We start from the raw sequence: 21,186 nt of genomic DNA on the forward strand, positions 1-21,186 counted from the left end.
TTTTAGAGTATTCCCTATGAATCAAATGGACATAAAACAAATCTTGGCTTATCTGCCGCATCGCTATCCATTCGTTTTAGTGGATCGCGTCCTCAGTTGCGAGCCGGGTAAATCAATACGAGCGCTTAAGAACGTCACCATTAATGAGCCGTTTTTTCCTGGCCATTTCCCCCATCATCCTGTGATGCCAGGGGTATTAATTCTTGAAGCCCTCGCTCAAGCAACGGCGATCATGGCATTTTCCTCATCAGAAAAGCCTGATACCAATACTGTCTATTATTTTGTCGGGATTGACGGCGCTCGCTTCAAACGCCCGGTGGTGCCGGGTGATCAACTGGTTTTAGCCTGTGAGGTGATCAGACAATCACGGGGCATTGGTAAATTTGCGGCCAAAGCATTGGTTGATGACCAAGTTGTCGCAGAAGCAGAATTGATGTGTACGGTGCGACGTTTGGATGAAGGGGGTTAAATGACAACTCCCCTTATCCACCCCACAGCGATTATTGACTCAAAGGCGGCGTTGGATAGTAGCGTAGCAGTTGGCCCTTATACAGTCGTTGGCCCGAATGTAAAAATTGGCCCTCGTACTCGGCTGGAAGCTCACGTCACGGTAGAGGGACACACAACAATTGGTGCGGAGAATCATATTTTCTCTGGTGCCGCGCTGGGTGGGGCGCCACAAGATAAGAAATATGCCGGCGAACCGACGCGCTTAGAGTTGGGAGACCGCAATACCATTCGCGAGTGTTGCACGATTAATACCGGCACCATTCAAGATGAAGGGATAACCCGGATTGGATCAGATAACTGGATCATGGCCTATGTCCATATCGCCCATGATTGCCAGGTCGGAGATCGAGCCATCATGGCTAACTGTACACAGTTGGCTGGGCATGTCCATGTCGGTGATTGGGTGATTTTAGGCGGTTTTACCGGGGTGCATCAATTTGTTCGCATCGGTGCCCACGCGATGACTGGGATTCATACTACCCTAACGCAAGATTTACCGCCTTTTGTCTTATATGCAGGCCAACCCGCTGCGCCGCATGGTATCAATGCAGAGGGGCTAAAACGTCGCGGATTTAGTAAAGAAGCCATTCGTGGTTTGATACGTGCCTATAAAACACTGTATCGTGAAGACCTTACCCTCGATGTAGCTCAGACACGCATACGTGAGCAAGCGATGACAGATGAACAATGCGCGCCTTCTTTGTCGCTACTTCTTGATTTTCTCGCAACCTCAACACGTGGCATCGCGCGTTAACCGTCGGTGACATCATGTCTGATGCTTATGCTGCGCTGGCCAATAAGGTAACGATGCCGAACAGCGCGCCTGTGCAACAGCGGCGACTGCGCGTCGTTGCCGGTGAGGCTTCAGGCGATATGCTCGGGGCGATGTTACTTAAACAACTGGCGGCCCCCTCGGCTCTGAATGGCCTGAAATTGGATGTTGCTGGCATTGCAGGTCCCAAGATGATTGCCGCTGGTTGCGAGGCTTGGTGGTCTTCTGAGCGTTTGGCTGTCAGCGGGTTTAACTGGCAAGTTTTTCAGCGTTTGCCAGCGTTATTACGCATTCGAGCGGCGCTCTATGAGCGTATCATCGCCGAGCGCGCAGATCTGTTTGTCGGGATTGATGCCCCTGACTTCAATTTTGCCCTTGAAGCAAAATTACGCAAAAAAGGGATTCCCACGATTCATTTCATCAGCCCCTCTATTTGGGCCTGGCGCGGTTCCCGAATTAAAAAAATTGCGCACGCTGTGGATCACATGTTATGTGTCTTCCCATTCGAGCCGGCCATTTATGACAAAGCAGGTATCCCAGCGACCTATGTGGGCTACCCGTTGGCTGATGCTATTCCCTTGGTGATTGATACACTGACACCACGTAGTGCGCTCGGTTTAGACTCTCAAACACAGTTACTGGCCGTTTTGCCCGGTAGTCGTACCCATGAAGTGGAGAAGATTGGTCCTCGATTTATCGCAACCATGCTGCTGCTTCACCAACAGCGCCCGAGTCTCAAGATGATCGTACCGCTGCCGCACGCCTGGTTAGTGAGCCAGTTTCAACAACAATTGCAGCGTCTTGCCCCGAATCTGCCGGTTACCGTTGTGCAGGGGCAGTCTCATTCAATCCTGGCCGCAGCGGATGCGGTATTGGTTGCGAGTGGTACGGCCACATTAGAAGCGGCGTTATTCAAAAAGCCCATGGTGATTGCCTATGTTGTTGGTCGTGTGGCTGCTTCATTGATGCAGCGATTAGCCTACCTACCCTGGGTCGGGTTACCCAATATTTTACTTAATCAAACAGTGGTGCCCGAACTATTACAAGATGCGGCAACGCCAACCGCATTAGCTCAAGCATGTTTACAACAATTAGATGATCAGCGTAACCGTATCGACTTAATGGAACGGTTCACGGCCCTGCATGAGCTTTTACGGCAAGATATGCCTAGCAAGGTGACGGCTGTCATGCAAGAATTTTTGAAATAACGGCAGCAGATCATGGCTCAGTTTATTTGTGGTGTTGATGAGGCTGGCCGAGGGCCGCTTGCAGGTCCAGTCTATGCGGCTGCTGTGATTCTGGATCCCTCTGCGCCGATTGAGGGACTCGCGGATTCCAAAAAACTAAGTGAGAATAAACGACTCAAATTAGCTGCGATTATTCAGACACGCGCTTTGGCGTGGTCGATTGCTTCGGCGACGGTTGAAGAAATCGATACAATCAATATTTTACAAGCCACGCTCTTAGCCATGCAGCGGGCGGTTAATGCCTTGCAGGTGATCCCTACTCAAGTCTTGGTTGATGGTAATCGGGCTCCATCATTGGCGGTCCCCGTCACCACGATTGTCCAAGGAGATGTCTACGAACCGGCAATTTCTGCTGCATCAATTCTGGCTAAAACAACGCGTGATCAGGCCCTTCTAGCGTTGCATCGAGACTTTCCAGTCTATGCCTTTGATCAACACAAGGGGTATCCAACTGCACTGCACCTAGCGCGTTTGCAAGAATACGGACCCTGTTCTGCGCATCGTCGATCATTTGCCCCGGTTGCCTCGTTATTAAAGCCTGCTGAATTGAGTGAGAAGGCCGTATCATTCAAACACGCGGAGCCGGTGATTTTTAGCGGCGGCAGCCGCGTTGCCGCAACCGTCGCACAAGCCCAGCAGAATTTACCTTTTTGATCATGACATTAATCCAATCACGAGCAAACCCACAATTCAAGCGCTGGTTAGGATTAATGGAAAAGTCCCGGGCCTCCGCTCAGCAGGGCATCACCCTGCTAGAGGGGATTCATTTGTGCAAGACCTACCTAGAAGCCGGTAAGCAGCCCAGGCAAGTGATTGTGGGGGAGCTTGCGCAAGCACAAGCGGAAATCATGGCCCTGTTGCAAGGCTTGGCCGGTATTCCTGTTAGCCTCTTGAGTCAATCCTTGTGTCAACAGCTAACCCAGGTCGAAAATGGAATACCGGTCTGGTTTGAGGTCCCAATCGCGCAGGCTACTTTGCCGGATCAGATTAAAAGCGATTGCTTGGTGCTGGATGGTTTGCAAGATCCGGGTAATGTCGGCACCATTTTGCGCTCTGCGGCAGCAGCAGGGGTGAAACAGGTTTTTGCACTAGAAGCGACGGCTTCCTTGTGGTCGCAAAAAGTGTTGCGCGCTGGCATGGGGGCTCATTGCTACTTAACGTTGTGGGAAACAGATTGGAAGACGTTAGCGCCACGCCTTCAGATTCCTATTATTGCAACGAGTTCTCATGCAACGCAATCGCTTTACGAACTTAACTTGTGTCGCCCGCATGCGTGGGTCTTTGGGCATGAAGGGCAGGGGGTTCGTGCAGATATTCTGTCGCTTGCCCAGCCCGTTTGCATCCCTCAGCCCGGGGGCCTAGAGTCCTTAAATGTTGGTGCTGCTGCCAGTATTTGCTTGTTTGAAACCGTGCGCCAACGGATGTTAACGCCTGGCGCATCCGGCTGCTCTAGCAATTAATCTTGAGTTCCTGCAGAATAGTGGTCGCGATTTCTTCAATTGATTTGCTGGTTGATGACAGCCACCGAATGCCCTCTCGCCGCATCATGGCCTCTGCCTCATTAATTTCATAACGACAGTTTTCGAGTGATGCATATTTGCTGCCCGCCCGCCGTTCATTGCGAATTTCACTCAAACGCTCGGGGGTAATGGAGAGACCAAAAATTTTTTGTTTATGCAGGTAGAGTGCATCTGGGAGTTTGCCGCGCTCAAAATCATCAGGAATCAAAGGATAATTGGCTGTTTTGAGGGCGAATTGCATGGCTAAATAAAGACTCGTCGGTGTTTTGCCGCAACGTGATACGCCTACTAAAATGATATCGGCTTCTTCTAGGCCGCGGTCAGTTTGACCGTCATCGTGGGCCAGGGTGAAATTGATTGACTCGATCCGATTTTTATATTGCTCGCTGTCAGATATATTGTGAAAACGGCCTATCGTATGGGTCGACTTGACGCCAAATTCTAGTTCCAGCGGTTCAACGAAGGTTTGAAATAAATCCAGATACATCGCATTCGCTTGCCGTACTACTTGGTTGACCGCGGGGTCAACCAAAGTGCTGAAAACGATAGGTCGGAAGCCATCTCGTTGCCCCGCCTCATTAATCATACGCACACTGTCATGGGCTTTGTCCACGCAGTCAACGAATGGCAGGCGCATTTGCCGTAACGCAATTCCATCAAATTGAGCGAGCACACTATGGGCAAAGGTTTCAGCCGTGATGCCCGTGCCATCCGAGATGATAAAAACCGTTCTGGTTGGTTTGGTTGGTAGTATATTGCGGGTCGAATTGGGCATAATGGGTTAGCAATCAAGTTTGGTTTGACTTGAGTTAATGACAATCTTTAATAGGGTTTGCCTCTCAGACCGAAACCGAAAGCAAATAAGGGCAAGCCCTAGTATGATCCTAATGAGTGTAACGCCTCCAATCTATTGAACTCCAGTACAATATTGGATTTGTTGCAAAATGCGAAGTCTCATCCAGAAAAGCAGGCAGATTTAGCCAGTTATCAGCTCGGTCGGTAGAAAACGATCCCCAGCTTTTCTAGATCAGATTTTTTACTTTAGTGAGCCTTAACTATGTCTAATTTAGCAAATACCCCACAGCGGTTGGTGGTTCCCTTTGAAGACCTGCGTATGCATGATGTTGAAAGTGTCGGCGGGAAAAACTCATCTTTGGGAGAAATGATCTCTCAACTGGCTAGCGCCGGTGTTCGGGTTCCGACCGGTTTTGCCACCACGGCCGCCGCTTTCCGCGATTTTTTAGCCCATAACGATCTCACTAATCGTATCAATCAACGCCTGGATGGACTAAACCCAGACGACGTGAGACTGCTTGCACAAGTCGGTGCCGAAATCCGGCAATGGATTATTGATGCTCCATTTCAGCCCGCCTTAGAAGCTGAAATTCGCAGTGCTTATTCATCCATGCTCGTTGATAGTACAAATCCAATCTCAGTAGCGGTTCGCTCTTCGGCAACGGCAGAGGATTTGCCCGATGCTTCCTTTGCCGGTCAGCAGGAAAGTTATCTGAACGTCGTCGGTATCGACGATGTGCTCGATAAAGTGAAGCATGTTTTTGCCTCCCTATATAACGATCGTGCTATCTCTTACCGCGTTCACAAGGGCTTTGCACACGCTGAGGTGGCGCTTTCAGCGGGGATTCAGCGTATGGTGCGATCCGATCTTGGCGCGGCGGGGGTAATGTTTACGATTGATACTGAATCAGGTTTCCCGGATGTCGTGTTTATTACATCCAGCTACGGGCTGGGTGAAACCGTCGTTCAGGGGGCGGTGAATCCCGATGAGTTTTATGTCTTTAAACCGACCTTGGCGGCAGGTAAACAGGCAATTATTCGCCGTCAAATCGGATCAAAACTCATCAAAATGGAGTTTGATCCAGAACGCATTTCTGGCCGCTCGGTGAAAACGGTTGAGGTTGAGGTTGATCAGCGTAACCGCTATTCCATTACCGATCAGGATGTGGCACAGCTGGCGCAATATGCCATGATTATCGAGAAACACTATGGTCGCCCGATGGATATTGAATGGGGTAAAGATGGCTGTGATGGACAGATTTATATTTTGCAGGCACGCCCTGAGACCGTGAAGTCCCAGCAAAAACCGAGCGATGTGCAGCAGCGTTTTCAACTCAAAGGAGCATCGACAATTCTGGCTTCTGGCCGTGCCATTGGCCAGAAAATTGGTACAGGTCCCGTTCGGGTGATTCATGACCCATCAGAAATGGAACGTGTTCAACCGGGGGATGTCTTGGTGGCTGACATGACAGATCCAAACTGGGAGCCCGTGATGAAGCGTGCGTCGGCGATTGTGACCAATCGCGGAGGGCGGACCTGCCATGCGGCAATTATTGCCCGTGAACTTGGCGTTCCTGCTGTAGTAGGGTGTGGCGATGCGACGGAGGTGCTGAAAGAAGGTACTCTCGTCACGGTCAGTTGTGCCGAAGGCGATACAGGCCATATCTATGAAGGCCTGCTAGAGACCGAAGTCAGTGAAATCAAGCGCGGGGCAATGCCCGACATTCCAGTTAAAGTCATGATGAATGTCGGTAACCCGCAACTGGCTTTTGATTTTCAGGCGCTGCCGAATGCAGGCGTGGGCCTGGCGCGGCTTGAATTTATTATCAACAACAATATCGGCGTACATCCTAAAGCGATTTTGCAATATCCAAACATAGACAGTGACCTCAAAAAAGCGGTAGAGAGTGTTGCCCGCGGTCATGCCAGCCCACGCGCTTTTTATGTCGATAAATTAATTGAAGGTATTGCCACCATTGCCGCTGCGTTCTATCCAAAACCTGTGATAGTTCGGATGTCGGATTTCAAATCGAATGAATACCGCAAATTAATTGGTGGGTCTCGTTACGAACCTGAGGAAGAGAATCCGATGTTGGGTTTCCGTGGTGCGGCACGCTATATCTCCAGTGATTTTGCTGAAGCCTTTCAAATGGAGTGTGAAGCGTTGCGCAAGGTTCGGGAAGACATGGGTTTAACCAATGTCGAGATCATGATTCCCTTTGTCCGCACGCTAGCCCAGGCAGAAAAAGTAGTCGGGCTACTAAAACAGCATGGTCTAGAACGCGGCAAAAACGGTCTAAAACTGATCATGATGTGCGAAATCCCATCAAATGCTGTGTTGGCTGAACAGTTCTTACAGCATTTTGATGGGATGTCGATTGGCTCTAACGATCTCACACAGCTCACTCTCGGCCTAGATAGAGATTCCGGCATGGCACTCTTAGCGGCAGACTTTGATGAACGTGATCCTGCGGTATTAGCCCTAATTCAGCAGGCTATTCAAGCGTGTCGGGCACAAGGTAAGTACGTTGGGATTTGTGGCCAAGGGCCGTCAGATCACCCTGACTTCGCCAAGTGGTTGATGCAGCAAGGGATCAGTTCAATCTCACTGAATCCTGACACGGTTGTCGATACTTGGAACGGTCTCGCTCAGTAAGCGGGGTCACTGGTTTAGATTAGCTTGCTTTTACCCTGTCAGATCTGGCAGGGTAAACCAGCTAAACCTGATTTGTTTCTGTGCCATAATGTTCTTATACAGTAAGAGCAATATCCCTGTTTCCTATTTTTTCTTTAGGAGAGGTAATGAAGTACTGGTTCTTTGCAATGGCTTTATTCGGATTGATTGAAATGCTCACGCTTACCGGTCGCTTCATTGTGCCTATCGTGGCTGCGCTGGTAGGGGGAATTGCGGCTGCGACGGGCGCGGGACTTCTAGGACAATGCTTTTTCGCTGCGCTCGGTGGCACGGTATGTCTGATTATTCTTGCAATGCTGCATGCCAATGACATACAAACCAGTCACCAGACAGAGGCAAATGATACGGTAGGTAATCTGTAACAGCTTCCCTGTAGAAACACGAATTCAGCGCATTTTTTCAAACAGTCTCCCCTTTAGCGCTAAAATTTCGTATGGTTTCTGTCTCCCATGCCTACCTAGCTGAACACAATAACATTGAGCATTTTTTGCTTCAGGCGAGTGCCGATCTGGCCCCCGCAGAGGTAGAGCGCTTGCGCCATGCGTATCAGTTTGTCCAAACGCTTTACCAAGCTGATCAGGGCGCAACAGGTGAGCAAACCCTGGTGCATGCCTGCGGGATTGCGCTTATATTGTCAGGCTTGCGCGCTGATGCAGATACCCGCATTGCAGGTTTGCTATTTGCTGCCGCCGATCATTTACCTCAACCTGAGGCGACTCTGACGGAGTTATTTGGCCAAGGTATTGCCAGTATGGTGCTGGCTGTTCAGAAGTTGCTCCGGTTAGGCGAAGTAACTCGGATCGTGCAGGAAACAGTTAACCCCCAACGCGGTCTCGAAGGGCAAGCGGAAACATTACGCAAAATGCTCTTATCAATGGCTGCAGATATTCGTGTCGTGTTAGTCAGACTAGCCTCACGTTTGCAAACCATGCGTTATTTCGCGGCTGTCAAAGCCCAGCACATTGCTGATTACGCGCGTGAAACCATGGATTTATACGCCCCATTGGCAAACCGATTAGGCGTATGGCAGATCAAATGGGAACTAGAAGATCTGGCTTTTCGCTTTCTGGAGCCAGAAACCTATAAGAGCATTGCCAAGCAATTAGAGGAAAAACGAACAGAGCGTGAAGCCTTCATCACCCAAGTGATGGCCCGTCTACGCCAAGAGTTATTGCAAGCCGGCGTTAGCGCAGAAATCAGTGGGCGGCCTAAGCATATCTACAGCATTTACAACAAGATGCGCGGCAAACAACTCGATTTTGCCAATGTCTATGATGTGCGTGCATTACGGGTGATTGTGCAAGATGTAAAGGATTGTTATACCGCACTGGGTGTCGTCCATCATCTGTGGCAACCCCTCCCGAAAGAGTTTGACGACTACATTTCTCGTCCGAAGGCGAATGGTTATCGATCTCTTCATACTGTGGTTTTCCATGAAAATGGACAAGCCTTTGAGGTTCAAATTCGCACGCAAGAGATGCATAAATTTGCCGAGTTTGGCGTTGCGGCACACTGGCGATATAAAGAAGCAGGGGCTGCCGGCTATGCGGGTGGTAGCATGGCGAACGATGTCTACGATGACAAGATTGCCTTTTTGCGTCAATTATTGGCTTGGAAAAATGAAGTTGCGGGTACCGTTGTTGATGCGCAAGAGTGGGCAGAGAAACTCAAAGATGCCGCGTTGGATGACCGCATTTATGTCTTGACACCCCAAGCGCGCATCATTGAGCTCCCAAACCGCAGCACGCCCATCGACTTTGCCTACCATTTGCATACCGATCTTGGGCATCGCTGCCGTGGCGCGCGTGTAGATGGTCAAATGGTGCCATTAAATACGCCTCTTAAAAATGGTCAAACCGTTGAAATTATTGCAGCTAAGCAAGGCAGCGCGAATGCGGGTCCGTCGCGCGATTGGTTGAATCCCCAATTGGGATTTACGGTTAGCCCGCGAGCACGACAAAAAGTGCGCCAGTGGTTTAACGCCATTGAGCTAGAAGAAAATATTCAACGTGGTCGTCAGTTGCTAGAAAAAGAGCTAGCCCGCCTAGGCAAGACAAGTTTCAAGCTGGAAGACTTGGCGCAGCGCCTGGGCTATCAGCAGGTTGAAGATGTCTGTGTTGCCCTGGCGCGTGAGGAGGTTAAAGCCCGCGCTATTGAGCTTGCTGTTTTAGGTGATACGGCAGCGCCAGAACCCTCAGAGGAGATGCCGACACGACGCCCAACCCCCAGAGTCAATGGGGGTGCGCAAGGGGCAATCCTGGTTGTGGGGGTCGATGCAGTCCTCACGCAATTGGCTAAATGTTGCCGTCCCGCCCCCCCTGACGAGATAGCCGGTTTTGTGACGCGTGGTCGGGGGATTTCAATTCATCGCCGTGATTGTGAAACCTTTTTACGTTTATGCACCCGTAATCCAGAGCGAGTTATTGAAACCACTTGGGGGCATAACAAAGAGTTGGTCTATCCAGTTGATGTTTTAGTCCTAGCCAGTGACCGCCAAGGCTTGTTGAGAGATATTTCGGAAGTGTTTGCACGTGAAAAACTCAATGTAATCGGCGTTAATACCCAAAGTCAAAAGCAGGTCGCAAGAATGCTTTTTACGACTGAAGTGCTCGACACCGCTCGTCTTCAGCGCGCAATGAGTTTAATTCGAGAGGTTGTGGGAGTCTTTGAAGTGCGCAGAAAGTAGCAGCTACAAACTTAGTTGACTCAGTAAGCTTTCCTGGCCACTGTAGCGGGCATTCCCACGCGCTTTGCGACGACTGTAGCTGCCATCATGATTCATAATCCATGCCAGTGCCGTGTCTTTGAGATGCGCACGTAGGCCTTCTTCAATCACGCGTTGTTTCAGTTTTTTATCCAGGATTGGAAAGGCAACTTCAACTCGACGAAAGAAATTTCGATCCATCCAATCTGCACTGGATAGATACACTAATTGTTCATTGTCGTGATGAAAATAAAAAATTCGGTGGTGCTCTAAAAATCGTCCGACAATCGACCGCACACTGATGTTCTCTGAGAGTCCCGGTACCCCAGGTCGTAAAGCACACACACCACGTACAATCAGCTCTATCTTGACCCCTGCTTGGCTCGCTTCGTATAGCGCCTGAATCACTTCCGGTTCAAGGAGGGCATTCATCTTGGCCATAATCAGCGCCTTCTTGCCCGCCTTCGCATACTGACTCTCTTGTTTGATGGCTTGCAAAATCTTACGATGAAGGGTGAAGGGCGATTGCCATAACTGGTGCAAGCGATTCGCTTGCCCTAAGCCGGTTAACTGTTGAAATACCTCATGAACATCCGCCGTTAATTCATCATTAGCCGTGAATAAGCCGAAATCGGTGTAGAGCCTAGCGGTGCGCGGGTGGTAGTTTCCTGTGCCCAGATGGGCATAACGACGTAAATGGTATTTGCTATTTTTATCGCGACTATTTTCTTTTTCACGGCGCACCACCATTAACAGCTTCGCATGAGTTTTATGGCCGACAATCCCATAGACAACATGCGCACCCACTTCTTCTAATCGAGCTGCCCAATTGATATTCGTTTCTTCATCAAACCGCGCCATGAGCTCAACGACAACAGTCACTTCTTTCCCACCTCGCGCCGCAGCAAGCAGGGCTTCCATTAATTCAGATTGATTTCCTGTACGATAAATTGTTTGCTTGATGGCGACAACGTCTGGATCAGTGGCAGCGGCTTTTAAGAATTGCAGTACAGGATCAAAGGATTGATAGGGCTGGTGGAGCAAGATATCTTGTTTAGCAATAAGGTGAAACACATCAGCACTGTCACGCACGTTCCAGTTGCTTGGTAAGCCAGGCGTAAAACTTGGAAACTTCAAATCGGGTCGATCAACCCAATCCACCACCTGCATCAAGCGCACGAGATTAACTGGACCATTCACCCGGTAGCAATCCTCACGCTGCAACCCAAATTCATGCTGTAGTAATCGCGCCATTGGTTCCGGCGTACTTTCATGAATTTCTAAGCGCACGGAATCTCCATAATGCCGCTGAGAGAGTTCACCCTTTAAGGCATCTCGCAAATTCGTGATTTCTTCTTCGTCAACATATAAATCACTGTTACGCGTTAGCCGAAATTGGTAGCAACCCTGTACCTCCATGCCGGGGAAGAGCTCTCCTACAAAACCTTGCATGATTGAGGTGAGCATCATGAAACCGTGTGGATATCCTGATATTTCTGGTGGCACCTTAATGAGCCGCGGTAAAGCGCGTGGCGCTTGAACAATCGCAATCCCTGAATCACGCCCAAACGCGTCCCGCCCAGTCATTTCTACCGCAAAGTTCAGGCTTTTATTAAGTACGCGGGGAAAAGGGTGAGCCGGATCAAGACCAATTGGCGTGAGAACGGGTAAAACTTCACGCTGAAAGTAATCTTTAGCCCATTGGGCATGGCGCTCTTCCCAGGTTTGCACTAAATGAAAAAAGACACCTTCCCGTTCTAGGGCAGGCATTAAGACTTGATTGAATAACTGATACTGTTCAGTCACTAATTCATGGGCTACCTGCGAGATTTCTTGGTAGGCTTCTCGCGGTAATAAGCCATCAGTGCCACGCATATGGGGGGCTTGCCGCATTTGCTCAAGGATGCCTGAAACCCGAATTTCGAAAAACTCATCCAGGTTGCTACTCACAATACACAAGTAGCGTAGCCGCTCAAGTAACGGTAAGGTCCGGTCATGGGCTTGCGCTAGGACACGACGATTAAACTCAAGAATACCGAGTTCACGATTGAGCAGGGGATGGTCAGGCACGTGTAATGCATTCATAACATAAGCAAGCGATGATTATGTGTTTCGATTGTGACAAGCAAATGACAGTATACGGAATTCTTATTTTGGAATAACGGACAATTCTCTCAAAATGCAAGCTTGCATGAGAAAATATTGGAATTGATACTAACCTTAACACTATGCCTAATCGTAACTTGCTTGCTGCCGTTGATCTAGGATCAAATAGTTTTCGCCTGTTTATTGGCCGCTTGGAAGAGACGGCAAATGGTATCCAAATTTATCCCGTCGATAGTTTGAAAGAACCCGTGCGACTGGCTTCTGGTCTAGACGCAGACAAAAAACTGAATCCTGCTGCGCAATTGCGGGCCGTCCACGCATTACAGCGCTTTGGGGAACGGTTACGTGCTTTTCAGCCCGAGCAAGTTCGAGCGGTTGCTACGAATACCTTTCGTGTCGCAAAAAATATGGCTGACTTTTTGCCAACGGCTGAAGCGGCATTGGGTTTTCCTATTGAGGTGATCGCTGGGCGCGAAGAGGCACGATTAATCTATTTGGGGGTTGCCCATAGTTTGCCACTGCTTCCCATCGCGCAGGCCCAGCGACTGGTGATTGATATTGGTGGCGGGTCCACTGAATTTATCATTGGGAGTAATTACGAGCCCCGGTTGACGGAAAGCTTGCTAATGGGCTGTGTGAGTTACACCATGCGTTTTTTCCCGGAGGGGGCATTAACGAAAGAAGCATTTAAGCAGGCCGAGCTAGCAGCAAGAAAAGAGGTTGAAACGCTGGCTGATAACTACATGGCCGCAGGTTGGCAGGAGGTGATTGGCTCTTCAGGAACGGCCAAAGCATTGGCTGAGATCTTGGAACTCAATCAGTTTAATCCACCCAATACGACTGGGATTACCCGCCGTGGTCTGGAAAAATTGCGTGATCACCTAGTACGGGCGGGACAGTTGCAGTTGGTCCGTTTGGAGGGCTTAAAGGCTGACCGAATGCCGGTGATGCCCGGTGGCTTAGCGATCATGTTAGGCATTTTTGCTGAGTTGGATCTGCAGAATATGGACTATGCAGAGGGCGCGTTACGCTTAGGTGTTCTTTACGATTTGCTGGGACGTGACCAACCTCACGATATGCGTGAGTTGACCGTCAAACAATTCATGAGGCGCTACGCCGTGGATGAGCGTCATGCACTCGCTGTTGCGGGTATGGTCGATCGTTTGGCAGCGGGCTTGCCGATGCTTACCCTCTATCAACGCCATTTACTGCATTGGGCTGCGCTTTTACACGAAGTCGGATTGAGTATTGCTCACGCCAGCTACCACAAGCATTCTGCCTATGTCTTAGCGAATGCCGACATGCCCGGTTTTGCGAAGCGCGAACAGCAACATTTGGCAACGTTGGTGTTGGGGCATGTCGGTAAACTGGCGAAATTAACACGCGGTGAAATCAGCCGGGCAGATTGGCACCTGGTTTTATTATTGAGATTGGGATTTTTATTTTGCCGCCGACGTAGCCTCGATAGCTTACCAGAGGTTAGTCTTGAAGAAAGGGCAGCCAAAGCCGGCCCAGGATATCTACTGCGTATCGATAAACAGTATCTCCAGCGCCACCCGCTGACGGATTTCAGTTTGGCTCAAGAAGCCAGCGAGTGGCTAAAACTGGGGGTTCAGCTGCAAATTAAAGGTATTTGACTGCGATCAGTCCTTAGGCAAGACCAAAGTGTTTGGCATAGCGCCGATTCATTTGCGCCATGTTGAATAACATCAAAAAGTCTGCGGTATTAAAGTCAGGATCCCAAGCGGGGTCTCCACAGATTTGAGCGCCAATCCGTAAGTAGCCTTTTACCAAGGGGGGAGGATCAATCTCAATCCCACAATCAAGTTTTGCCAATGGCACGGGGTGTTTTGGGAAAACATGGTATTCGGCTGCAGCCATGTACTTGTTGGCGAGCTGACGATAAAGGCTCGCTGCTTGGTGGCCCCCATCGCGCATGCTGACACTCACGCAACCGATTAGGTAGTGATAGCCCCGGTGTTGCATGTATTGGGCCAATGCGGACCATAGCAGCATAATCACGCCACCTTGGCGGTAGTCAGCATGAACGCAGGAGCGCCCCAGCTCGACCATATTGGGGCGCAGTCGATCCAGCCGATTGATAAAAAACTCACTCTCTGCATAATAACAACCTAGCTGCTTTGCACGCTCGGGTGTTAAAACACGATATGTGCCAACCACTTCATCAGTTTCTCGATCACGAACAATCAGGTGGTCACACCAGGCATCAAATATATCTTCATCAATGCCAGGCAGTCTGGTTTTCAACTGGGCGCCCATATCTTCGGTAAATACCTGATAGCGTAGGCGTTGCGCTTCACGAATTTCGTCCAGATTATTGGTAAAACCAACTGCAAAGCGACTCGCATCAAATTCTGCGGCGCCGATTGGATTGCCTTGAGCAATAGGCAAGCCTGATTTGACGGTTTCCTGCAAATTTTCAATTAAAGTAGAGGCAGAGTTCACTAATGCCGACATACTTTCTCCTTGACGATTGAGTGACTGATCGCAACCTTAACGAGGACAGATTACTGCTTATTGACAGAAATATGACACAACGATGACAACAAAGTTCGATTTGTCGTCAAAGTAATGTCATAAACAGAAAGGACTAGCTATGACCTATACCACTTTATTAACGGAAGAGCAGGGTGCCGTTGGGCTGATTCGGTTGAATCGACCGGCTGTCCTTAATGCGCTCAATGATACATTGATGGATGAATTAGGCCACGCACTCACCGCTTTTGAGCAGCAAGCCGAGATTCGTGTGATCGTATTAACGGGAAGCGACAAAGCTTTTGCGGCGGGGGCAGATATTGCTGCAATGCGTGATTTAAGCTTTATGCAGGCCTACCAAACAGATTTTATTACTCGCAACTGGGAAACCTTAAAGCGAATTAGAAAACCTGTGCTTGCTGCTGTTGCAGGGTTTGCACTCGGAGGCGGCTGCGAATTAGCCATGATGTGTGACGTAATCTACGCGGCCGATAATGCAAAATTCGGGCAGCCTGAAGTTAAGTTAGGCGTATTGCCCGGTGCAGGGGGAACGCAGCGTCTCCCGAGGGCGGTTGGTAAAGCGAAGGCCATGGATTTATGTTTTACAGGACGCATGCTAACGGCACAAGAAGCCGAGCAAGCAGGATTGGTTGCACGCTTATTTCCGGCAGCTGAATTGTTACCAGAAACGCTAAAAATAGCGCAGCAGATGGCTGCTTACCCTTTGCAAACATTGATGATGATTAAAGAGTCTATTCAACGCGCCTATGAGTTGCCACTGCAAGAGGGCTTGTTGTACGAGCGCCGACTATTTCAGGCTTGTTTTGCGACGCACGACCAAAAAGAGGGAATGTCAGCGTTTCTCGAGAAACGCCCCGCACAATTCAAGCATGAATGACGAATAGGGGATTTGGCGGAAGCGGTGTCCGCTATTCTAGCCTTTCAGGCTGTCTCATAAGTAATCAATATATATTTCAAGTCATTGTAAATAAAAGGATTTTTATTTTCATTGGCTTTCTTGTCATCTCATAAAATCTCATTTATTATGTGGGAATCTATGAGGGACAAGGATGCTATGCCCAAAAAAGCTAATGAAGTCGGGGCGCTTGGCCTCAATAAAGAGAAATACACAAAAGCAGGGCGGTACTCTGTAGGGGGTGTTGCTGGCCTGTACCTAAAAGTCTCTCCCTCAGGCGCTCGCTCATGGGTATTGCGCGTCATCGTCGGCAATAAGCGCCGTGATATGGGGCTGGGGGGCTTTCCTGATGTGACCTTGGCCCAAGCCCGTGATAAAGCAAGGCAAGTCCGCGCAGACCTAGAAAAAGGCATAGACCCGATTGCCGCAAGAAATGCCAACAAGAGCGCACTCATCGCAGCCAGAAACAAAGAGATAACTTTTGAAAAAGCGGCGACGCTCTTTATTGATACAAAATCCCTAGGATGGAAAAACGCCAAACATACCGCGCAATGGTCAGCCACACTCAAAACTTATGCCTATCCCATAATCGGCAAAATGCAGGTAAAGGATATTGAATCACCGCATATTCTTAAGATTTTAGAACCCATTTGGGGCACTAAAACCGAAACCGCTTCACGTTTGCGTGGTCGCATTGAGCAAGTGATAGATTGGACTATTGCTGCCAGATACATAGCCGGAGAGAACCCCGCAAAATGGCAGGGGCGTTTAGATAAGCTACTCCCTCACCCTAGCAAAGTGGCAAAAATAAAGCACCACCCAGCCATGGCCTATACAGAAATAGGCAAATTCATGGCCGATCTACGGCACAAAGTAGGGGTATCGGTTCGCTTACTGGAGTTTACGATTTTAACGGCGGTGCGATCAGGTGAGGCGAGGGGTGCAACTTGGGCAGAAATTGATCTTGATGCAGGCGTGTGGACTATTCCAGCCGAACGCATGAAAGCTAAAAAAGAGCATCGAGTCCCCCTTTCTGAACCTGCGCTCAAAATCTTACGGGAAATGCCACGGATTGATGATGGTGCGCTCGTTTTTCAAGCCCCGCGTGGTGGCATGTTGTCTGATATGGCAATGACCGCAATCATGCGCCGGATGGGGCAAGACACCGTACCGCATGGCTTTCGTTCAACCTTTCGGGATTGGTGTGCGGAATGTACCAATTACCCGCGAGAGGTTGCAGAAATGGCCCTAGCGCATGCGATTGATAACAAGGTAGAAGCCGCCTATAGGCGCGGGGACTTATTCGAGAAGCGAGCGCGGCTAATGGCTGAATGGGCTAAGTTTTGCGGCACGATTAGCCTAAGTGCTGAGGTTATTTCATTGAATAAAAAGGTGAGTGCATGAGCAAGCGCATCAGTAAAACCGAATTATTTTCAGGAGATAGAGTAACTCCGCTGGTAATTGAAAAAACAGGCTTGACGCTCGAAGAATTGGCGCAGTTTAGCCTCACTGTGAGTGATGGACACCCAAAGTATTGGTCTGTTGACGGGCCGGTGGGCGATTGGGCAGAAAATGTTTTTAAGGTAGAGGCAATCAAGGCATATTTACTAGATCGTTGGCGCTTTAATGAAAGGAAAGATCATCCGCAGATTGAGAGTGTTAGGGATTTTATTTTGAGGTTTATGGAATCGAAGTACGTAGAAGCGGAAATAAAAAATGAGATAGGTCGAAAACGGGGAGGGGAGAAAAATAAAACAGATGGAGATCGAAAAAGGAGCGATTTTCTAGTGCTTGCTGCGATTGAAAAACATAATAACCCAAAGCTAAAAAAACTCCCGCTTGCCATGAAAATTATTCGAGGGTTTCCTAAAGAATTCCCTGCCTTAGTTGATGGCGTATTACGAAAGTTGCCTAGTTTAAGTCGTAACGATGCAATTTTGAAAGTATTTCAAGATCATTCCCAATTATTTGATGATGATGTTAGTAATGAAAAGAGCGGCAATCCCGATCTAAACCATTTAGAAGCCGAGAAAAAAATACGTGAAAAACACCGTGCTAAGCTGCTCGGGCTGTCGACAGCGCGGAAATATTTAAATGGCGGGAAAAAATAGCTGCTCGACTCTAACGCTTGAGCAAAAAATAAAATAGATAGTTCGTATCGTTCTAACTCATGGAGCGATATGTAATGTCAAAAAAACTCAGTACCAGCAACCAACCTGTAACCCCTGCATTGCAGTACATAAGCGAGAATAGTTCTCCGATTAGCATCAACCTACCCGCAACCGGCTATATTCGGCAAGCCCAGCTTATCCCTGCAATTATTCCTTTTTCGTCGGCTACGTTGTGGCGAAAAGTAAAAGCAGGCACTTTCCCCGCGCCCGTTAAGTTATCCGAGCGCGTGACTGCATGGCCCGTTGAGAGTATCCGCGAGTGGATGCTTTCTCGTACCAAGTAAAGGGGGAAAGCTATGCACGCGAAAAAACTACGCGCACAAGGCCGCTTTGTACGGTCAAATCTCCCCAACTCGATTGAGTATTATCAAAGCCAAGGCATTAAGCTAAAGGGGACAGGCGCATGGCGTGACGCGCTCTGCCCATTCCACCAAGACACCAAGCCCAGCTTGCGGGTAAACGTCGAACGTGGTGGGTATAAGTGCATGGTCTGTGGGGCGCATGGTGGGGATGTATTAGCCTTTCATATGCACCGCTATGGCTTAGGCTTTATTGCTGCCGCTAAAGCCCTAGGTGCATGGGTAGGGGGTGACGAATGACCCCGATTACCTTGCCGATCTATGATGATTTAGAAGCAATCAAAGCCGCCGCCAAACAAATAACCCAAACCCTCGTTAAGCATGGCGGTAAACCTGTCGGGCTGTATGTGTACCGTGATGCGCAAGGCCAAGCCTTATATGCCCGTTATCGTGTCGATACGTCAGACAGCAAACAGATAAGGCCATTTATTCCGATTGGAGGTGATTGGGCCAAGGTAGAAATGAAAGAACCGCCTAAACCCTCACAAGGCAAACCCCTCTACGGTTTGCATTTGCTCGCGCTCTATCCCGCGCATCCGGTTTATATCGTCGAAGGTGAAAAATGCGCCGATAGCTTGCAACGCTTAGGGCTGTTAGCCATAACTTCCGGCGGGGCGACCAGTGCCAAAGATGCGGATTGGCAGGCATTAAATGGGCGTGATGTGATTATCTGGGCAGATAACGACCCAGCAGGCCAACAATATGCCGCAGAGGTAGCGGCGTGTTTAGCTGGGCTTGCCGCAACGATCAAAACGATTGACGTGGCCGCGCTTAATCTGCCCGCTAAAGGTGACTGCGTGGACTGGCTGAGTGCTTTTGAGCAAACACACGGGCGCAAACCATGTGCCGATGATCTGCGTGCGTTGGCCTTGCTACCTGCACAGAATAACTTGCCAGAAATAAACCCAATAAGCACGGAATCTGCCCCTACTTTATTAACTAAACCGCAAACGGATGATGAGGCTATTGCATGGCTATCTAGCCTCAAGCCGATGGAATATGACCGCATCAGAAAAGAACAGGCCAAAGCCCTAGGCGTGCAAGTTAGTACCTTAGACGATTTAGTCAAAACGGCGCGTAACGAGGAAAGCGAATCCGAGCGCCTACCCTTTGCCAGAGTGGAGCCACACCCCGAACCCGTCAACCCAGCTGAATTGCTCAATGAGGTGTCTCACCTTATTCGGCGCTTCATTGTGTTGGAGCCTGTACAAGCTGATGCGGCTGCCTTATGGGTGGCCTTTACATGGTTTGTGGATGTGGTGGCCGTCGCACCTTTAGCAATCATCAATGCCCCTGAGAAAGCCTGCGGTAAATCGCAGTTACTTGACCTGATGGGCCGCTTATCTGCGAAGCCGTTACCCGCATCCAATTCAACGGCGGCAGGCCTATTCAGGGCGGTAGAGCTTTGGGAACCCACGGTACTGATTGATGAGGCGGACACTTTTATCCGTGAAAACGACGAGTTAAAAGGCTTAATCAATGCCGGACATACCCGCGCCAATGCGTTTGTATTGCGTGTAGTGGGTGACAACCATGAACCCAAATTATTCAAAGTATGGGGCGCTAAAGCATTGGCAGGGATAGCGCTAGAAAAACATTTACCCGATGCCACTATGAGCCGCGCAATCATTTTTGAATTGCGGCGCAAATTGCCTCACGAATCAGTCACACGCCTGCGTCATGCCGAGGGCGGGCTATTTGATGGTGTAGCGGCTAAACTCGCCCGCTTCGCTGAGGATTACGCACAGCAGGTACGACAAGCACGTCCAACGCTGCCCGATGAATTAGGCGACCGTGCCCAAGATAATTGGGAGCCTTTGTTAGCAATAGCGGGATGTGCGGGTACAGAATGGCTACAACGGGCAACAGTCGCAGCCTTAACACTATCCGGCGCGGGAGATAAGACCGTCAGCACAGGGAATGAATTACTGGCTGACATTCAGGAAATTTTTGAGAATAAGCGTCTAGCTAAAATCAGCACCGCAGACTTAATCAAGGCGCTGACCGATGATGATGAAAAATCATGGGCGACCTACAACCGAGGCAAATCAATAACTGCGCGGCAAATTGCAACACGCTTAAATGGTTACGGGATTAAATCGAAAACGGTACGGATAGGTTATGGCACTGCTAAAGGTTTTGAGTTAGACCAATTCACCGATGCCTTTACCCGTTATCTCGGCCCCCCCTTAAATTTACCGTCACAAGGTAACAATTCATGCAAACCCAATACCGAAGAGGGTTTAGATGTTACGGATGGAAATAATGTTACCGTAACACAATCCGAAAAAGTAACGTGCAAACCTAATACGGACGGGGGTTGTGACGTTGTTACGGATAAAAACGGAGGTGCAGGCGGAGAAAATATCGAGGTGGAGTTATGAATATCCACGATCTGCTTTTTGTGCTGAAAGACGAAGGTGTGACGGTATCAGTGACCCCGCTGGATAAGCTGAAAGTGACGGGGCCGGATGAGGCAGTCAAGCGCTGGGTGTCAACAATCAAAGAGGCCAAGCAACAGATTATTGACAACTACAAACGCGCACCAAAACTCACCCCCAGCCCTAACCCGTTTCTAAGCGATACAGAATGGCATAGCCTGCATTTTCCGGCATGGGGTGAGCCAGAGGTGCAGGCATTCCAGCAACGCCATACGCGTATGATTAAGCTGGGCCTCACAGATGGACTGGCTGATATTCACGCCGAGCGCATGGCCTACCGTGACCGCATGAATGACGATAGGCGCTTGTGTTTTGAGTGCCAATTCATGACTAGGGAGGGGTGCAGTCAACGCGTGCCAGAGAGTGACGTTTTTCAGCGCTGTACGCTATTTATTGAGAGTGACGCATGAGGATTATTGAATTATGAACCGAAAAGAAATACAGCAACACAATC

General features: G+C 49.3%; 19 protein-coding genes. 16 read left to right on the forward strand and 3 right to left on the reverse strand.

Annotated features, from left to right (window positions below):
• Window positions 1-16 precede the first annotated feature (16 nt).
• From fabZ to DU000_RS02350, 5 genes are read left to right on the forward strand one after another with little or no spacing between them, the layout of a single operon-like run.
• On the forward strand, window positions 17-469 hold the full coding sequence (gene fabZ, locus DU000_RS02330; RefSeq protein ID WP_205074000.1) for a 3-hydroxyacyl-ACP dehydratase FabZ: 453 nt from the start codon (window positions 17-19) through the stop codon (window positions 467-469).
• On the forward strand, window positions 470-1,264 hold the full coding sequence (lpxA, locus tag DU000_RS02335) for an acyl-ACP--UDP-N-acetylglucosamine O-acyltransferase (protein WP_114401727.1): 795 nt from the start codon (window positions 470-472) through the stop codon (window positions 1,262-1,264).
• 53 nt (window positions 1,265-1,317) lie between these two features.
• Window positions 1,318-2,490, forward strand: a complete 1,173-nt coding sequence (lpxB, locus tag DU000_RS02340; RefSeq protein WP_114402077.1) for a lipid-A-disaccharide synthase — start codon at window positions 1,318-1,320, stop codon at window positions 2,488-2,490.
• Between the two features lie 12 nt (window positions 2,491-2,502).
• Window positions 2,503-3,183, forward strand: coding sequence for a ribonuclease HII (gene rnhB, locus DU000_RS02345; RefSeq protein WP_114401728.1), 681 nt, complete (start codon window positions 2,503-2,505; stop codon window positions 3,181-3,183).
• Window positions 3,184-3,239: 56 nt separating this feature from the next.
• Entirely contained in the window at window positions 3,240-3,989 is a 750-nt protein-coding gene (locus DU000_RS02350; protein ID WP_114401729.1) for a TrmH family RNA methyltransferase, read from the forward strand.
• Here the strand turns inward: DU000_RS02350 and ppsR are convergent.
• Window positions 3,979-4,824 (reverse strand): posphoenolpyruvate synthetase regulatory kinase/phosphorylase PpsR, encoded by an 846-nt coding sequence (ppsR, locus tag DU000_RS02355; protein WP_114401730.1) that lies wholly within the window; start codon window positions 4,822-4,824, stop codon window positions 3,979-3,981. The two genes, DU000_RS02350 and ppsR, sit on opposite strands and share 11 nt — an antisense overlap.
• A 282-nt stretch (window positions 4,825-5,106) precedes the next feature.
• On the opposite strand from ppsR, the gene ppsA reads away from it, so the two are divergent.
• From ppsA to DU000_RS02370, 3 genes are all read left to right on the forward strand, one after another.
• Complete coding sequence (gene ppsA, locus DU000_RS02360; RefSeq protein ID WP_114401731.1) at window positions 5,107-7,500, forward strand: phosphoenolpyruvate synthase; 2,394 nt, start codon at window positions 5,107-5,109, stop codon at window positions 7,498-7,500.
• A gap of 146 nt (window positions 7,501-7,646) precedes the next feature.
• Window positions 7,647-7,901: a hypothetical protein gene (locus DU000_RS02365; RefSeq protein ID WP_114401732.1), complete on the forward strand. Its 255-nt coding sequence runs from the start codon at window positions 7,647-7,649 to the stop codon at window positions 7,899-7,901.
• Between the two features lie 71 nt (window positions 7,902-7,972).
• Window positions 7,973-10,225, forward strand: coding sequence for a RelA/SpoT family protein (locus tag DU000_RS02370; protein ID WP_114401733.1), 2,253 nt, complete (start codon window positions 7,973-7,975; stop codon window positions 10,223-10,225).
• 3 nt (window positions 10,226-10,228) lie between these two features.
• On the opposite strand, the gene ppk1 is transcribed toward DU000_RS02370, so the two are convergent.
• The gene (ppk1, locus tag DU000_RS02375) at window positions 10,229-12,328 is read right to left on the reverse strand and encodes a polyphosphate kinase 1 (RefSeq protein WP_114401734.1); all 2,100 of its coding nucleotides are present in this window, start codon (window positions 12,326-12,328) and stop codon (window positions 10,229-10,231) included.
• A gap of 143 nt (window positions 12,329-12,471) precedes the next feature.
• Between ppk1 and ppx the strand changes: the two genes are divergently transcribed.
• Complete coding sequence (gene ppx / locus DU000_RS02380) at window positions 12,472-13,986, forward strand: exopolyphosphatase (RefSeq protein WP_114401735.1); 1,515 nt, start codon at window positions 12,472-12,474, stop codon at window positions 13,984-13,986.
• Window positions 13,987-13,999: 13 nt separating this feature from the next.
• Here the strand turns inward: ppx and DU000_RS02385 are convergent, their stop codons facing one another.
• Window positions 14,000-14,827, reverse strand: a complete 828-nt coding sequence (locus DU000_RS02385; RefSeq protein WP_114401736.1) for a GNAT family N-acetyltransferase — start codon at window positions 14,825-14,827, stop codon at window positions 14,000-14,002.
• Window positions 14,828-14,966: 139 nt separating this feature from the next.
• Between DU000_RS02385 and DU000_RS02390 the strand changes: the two genes are divergently transcribed.
• From DU000_RS02390 to DU000_RS02420, 7 genes are all read left to right on the forward strand, one after another.
• Entirely contained in the window at window positions 14,967-15,743 is a 777-nt protein-coding gene (locus DU000_RS02390; RefSeq protein ID WP_114401737.1) for an enoyl-CoA hydratase, read from the forward strand.
• Window positions 15,744-15,920: 177 nt separating this feature from the next.
• Entirely contained in the window at window positions 15,921-17,165 is a 1,245-nt protein-coding gene (locus tag DU000_RS02395; protein ID WP_114401738.1) for a tyrosine-type recombinase/integrase, read from the forward strand.
• Window positions 17,162-17,872 carry a hypothetical protein gene (locus DU000_RS02400; RefSeq protein ID WP_114401739.1) on the forward strand — a complete coding sequence of 237 codons (711 nt, stop codon included), beginning with the start codon at window positions 17,162-17,164 and terminating at the stop codon, window positions 17,870-17,872. Before DU000_RS02395 ends, DU000_RS02400 begins: the two co-directional genes overlap by 4 nt.
• A 74-nt stretch (window positions 17,873-17,946) precedes the next feature.
• Entirely contained in the window at window positions 17,947-18,216 is a 270-nt protein-coding gene (locus DU000_RS02405) for a helix-turn-helix transcriptional regulator (protein ID WP_114401740.1), read from the forward strand.
• Between the two features lie 12 nt (window positions 18,217-18,228).
• The gene (locus DU000_RS02410; protein ID WP_114401741.1) at window positions 18,229-18,531 is read left to right on the forward strand and encodes a CHC2 zinc finger domain-containing protein; all 303 of its coding nucleotides are present in this window, start codon (window positions 18,229-18,231) and stop codon (window positions 18,529-18,531) included.
• Window positions 18,528-20,675 (forward strand): DUF3631 domain-containing protein, encoded by a 2,148-nt coding sequence (locus tag DU000_RS02415; RefSeq protein WP_114401742.1) that lies wholly within the window; start codon window positions 18,528-18,530, stop codon window positions 20,673-20,675. Before DU000_RS02410 ends, DU000_RS02415 begins: the two co-directional genes overlap by 4 nt.
• The gene (locus DU000_RS02420; protein ID WP_114401743.1) at window positions 20,672-21,142 is read left to right on the forward strand and encodes a hypothetical protein; all 471 of its coding nucleotides are present in this window, start codon (window positions 20,672-20,674) and stop codon (window positions 21,140-21,142) included. Before DU000_RS02415 ends, DU000_RS02420 begins: the two co-directional genes overlap by 4 nt.
• Window positions 21,143-21,186 lie beyond the last annotated feature (44 nt).

The sequence above is a fragment of the Parvibium lacunae genome (assembly GCF_003335215.1).
Classification (GTDB): Bacteria; Pseudomonadota; Gammaproteobacteria; order Burkholderiales; family Burkholderiaceae_D; genus Parvibium; species Parvibium lacunae.